Annotated in this window: 5 protein-coding genes; all 5 read left to right on the plus strand. The window is 64.2% G+C overall.

The window, feature by feature from the left end; all coding sequences use genetic code 11:
- On the plus strand, positions 1–270 hold a 270-nt coding region (locus tag I6F47_RS20005), incomplete at its 5' end, for a hypothetical protein (protein WP_231609267.1).
- Between the two features lies 1 nt (position 271).
- On the plus strand, positions 272–571 hold the full coding sequence (locus I6F47_RS20010; RefSeq protein ID WP_114488100.1) for a hypothetical protein: 300 nt from the start codon (positions 272–274) through the stop codon (positions 569–571).
- Between the two features lie 80 nt (positions 572–651).
- Complete coding sequence (locus I6F47_RS20015) at positions 652–1713, plus strand: head maturation protease, ClpP-related (RefSeq protein WP_114488101.1); 1062 nt, start codon at positions 652–654, stop codon at positions 1711–1713.
- A 442-nt stretch (positions 1714–2155) separates the two neighbouring features.
- The gene (locus I6F47_RS20025; RefSeq protein ID WP_331458563.1) at positions 2156–2434 is read left to right on the plus strand and encodes a head decoration protein; all 279 of its coding nucleotides are present in this window, start codon (positions 2156–2158) and stop codon (positions 2432–2434) included.
- A 34-nt stretch (positions 2435–2468) separates the two neighbouring features.
- The coding region (locus I6F47_RS20030; protein ID WP_197184428.1) for a major capsid protein at positions 2469–2939 on the plus strand (471 nt) is incomplete at its 3' end.

The raw sequence follows: 2939 nt of genomic DNA on the forward strand, positions 1-2939 counted from the left end.
GGGCGCTGCCCGCCGATGACCCGCGCGCAGGGCCTCTGGTACTTTTTGAAACTCAATTGCACCGCTTTGTTGGTTACAGTACCGATTGCATCCGGTGTTCAGCATATGCTCGGCTGGCAAGAGGCCAACTGGCTCCTGGTCCCCGTCGGCCTCCTGGTTGGCGGTGTCGGCAATAGCTGGCCCAAGGTCGGCGAGTGGTTCGTGACCTGGCTGGGTCGCCTGCTGGAGAAGCGCACCGGCACCGAGCAACCACCGAAAAAGGACGACTGAGATGAATTCCCACCTCTGGGCCCTGCTGAACACGGTCGTCTGCGGGGCGATCATGGTTGTCTGCATCTGCCGCTTGTCGGTCATGCACGTAGGCATTCGCAAGCTCGTCCGTCTCAAATACACCCTGCTGCTGTCCGGCGCCTGCGCATACGGATTTCAGCCGTTCATCTTCGGCACATGGCCCACGCCCGCAGGTATGTTTTTCGTGGTCACGGTGTTTGTCGGGCTGCTCACCAGCTCGCACCGCTGGCGCCGCGCCGCCCCCATCGAGACCGAAACACGTCCTGCCGAACTGGCCTGAGAGCGTCGTCCGAAATTGTGCCGCAGAGGTGAATAACGCAGGGATCAACACAATGCGCAGCATTCAGCAAAGGACTGCGCATGCGCCCCTGTTTCAAATTCACAGCCAAGGCGGGTAAAAAGCCCGCGGTCTTGGCGCTAGACGAGGAAATCGGCTTCTGGGGCACCCAGGCCAAAGATTTCCGTGCCCAACTGGATGCTGTCGAAGGCAACGAACTGGTGGTCGAGATCAACTCGATTGGCGGTGACGTGATGGCCGGCCTGGGCATCTACAACATGCTGCGCTCCTGGGCCAAGGACGGCAAGACCGTCACCACCCGCGTGACCGGCATCGCAGCCAGCATCGCCTCGATCATCGCCCTCGCAGGCGACAAGCGCGAGATGCCCAAGAACACGTTCGCCATGGTGCACCAGGCTTCGACCATCGCAGCCGGCACCTCGGAAGACATGCGCGACGCGGCCAACTGGCTGGACAAGGTGGACGGCTCTCTGCGCAACATCTACATGGACCGCATGGGTGCTGACGAAGCCAAGGCCGCCGAAATCATGGCGAAGGACACGTACCTGACCGCTGACGAATGCCTGGACCTGGGCTTCGCCACTGCGCTTCTGGACGACATCCGCGCCACGGCCAAGTTCGACCTGGCCCGCGCCGACCTGCCCGCCAACGTGGCTGCGATCTTCAAGGCGGAAGCCGACCCAGTGGTTGACCCCGTTGTTGACCCTGTGATCGACTCTGTGATCGACCCTGTGATCGACCCCGCGGTGCCAGACACCCCCGTCGCCAAGCAGATCGAAGCCCTGGCAATCACCGCTGGCCTGCAGGCCTACGCCGCTACGTTCGCAGTGGCCTGCACCTCGCTGGACGAAGCCAAGACCCGCATCACTGCGGCCAAGGAAATTGTGGCGCTCTGCGCCGTTGCCAAGCGCCCGGACGATGCCGCCAAGGCCATCCGCGCCAACCAGTCCGTAGAGGACGTGCGCGCCGCGCTGATCAAGGCAATGGCCGAGGCCGATGAGCACACCAACAACGCGCCTCCGGCGCGTGGGTCCCAAACCGCCGGCCAGTCCGGGGTGTTGTCGGCGAAAGCCGTCTACGAAAAGCGTGCGGCACGCAAGCAAAACTCTCGCAAAGGAAACTGACCATGGCAACCTCTCTTCTCTCCACGCCGCGCGTCAAAGCGGTGATCATTTCGGAAGCGTCCAACCAGCGCAGCCGTGAAAACATCGTCGTGACCCAATCGGGCACCGCGCTGGCCTCCGGCACCCTGCTGACCCGCTCGGGCGACGCAGGCGAGGGCACCTTCGCCATGGACGCCGGCGCAACTGGCAACCCCACGGCGGGCACTATCACTGTCGGCGCTGCGGCCATCCCCGGCGTCTACGTGATCGAGTTCACCGCAGCCACCAAGTTCACGGTGGAAGACCCTGAAGGCAAGACCGTCGGCACCGGCACGCTGGGTGCCGCCTTCAGCAAGGGTGGCGTCGGCGTCACGCTGACAGCAGGCGCAACCCCCGCAGTGGCTGGCGACACCGCGACCATCACCGTGGCNGCGTCACGCTGACAGCAGGCGCAACCCCCGCAGTGGCTGGCGACACCGCGACCATCACCGTGGCTGCAGGCTCCGGCAAGTACATCGCCTACACCGCCAACGGCGCCGCAGGCCCCGCTGACGCGGTGCTCTACAACTGGCTGCCCGCCAAGACCGGCGACTCCGACGCAGTGGGCTTCGTGCGCGACGCCGAGCTGAACCGCTTCGAACTCACGGGTCTCGACGCGGCAGGCCAGACCGACCTGGCGAAGAAAGGTCTGATCGTGCGCGGCACGGCTGGCCTGCCAACCGTTTCCACCCCGGCTCTCTGAGCCTTTCATCTCTCGACTCAGGAGCACAAGAAACATGGCAACCCTCGACATTTTCCAGGACGATGCGTTCAGCGTTACGTCTCTGTCCAGCACCATCACGGACATTCCCGACGTGCCCACCAAACTGGGCGACAAGGGTCTGTTCCAAGAGGAAGGCATCTCGACCACTTCGTTCATGATCGAACGCCAAGGGTCGAGCATCAAGCTGCTGCCCACCGCCCCCCGCGGCGGTGTGCGTGAGCCTGTCGCCCTCGGCCCTCGCAAGCTGATCCCTCTGCACGCTCTGCACATCCCCGCCTCATGGTCGGTGCTCGCAGACGAAGTGCAAGGCATCCGCGCCTACGGCAGCGAGACCGAAGTCGAGCAGGCAGCCACACTGGTGCAGCGCAAGCTCGCCAACGTGCGTGCCAGCATGGACCTGACCCACGAGAACATGCGCGTCGGCGCACTCAAGGGTCTGGTGACCGACGCCGACGGCTCCACGCTGCTCGACGTGTACGACGCC

It is taken from the genome of Pseudoalteromonas sp. NZS37 (genome assembly GCF_015864265.1).
GTDB classification, from domain to species: Bacteria; Pseudomonadota; Gammaproteobacteria; order Enterobacterales; family Alteromonadaceae; genus Pseudoalteromonas; species Pseudoalteromonas arctica.

Coding starts and splice junctions, on each gene's coding strand:
- I6F47_RS20010 (WP_114488100.1), top strand. CDS start 272: ATGAATTCCCACCTCTGGGCCCTGCTGAACACGGTCGTCTGCGGGGCG.
- I6F47_RS20015 (WP_114488101.1), top strand. CDS start 652: ATGCGCCCCTGTTTCAAATTCACAGCCAAGGCGGGTAAAAAGCCCGCG.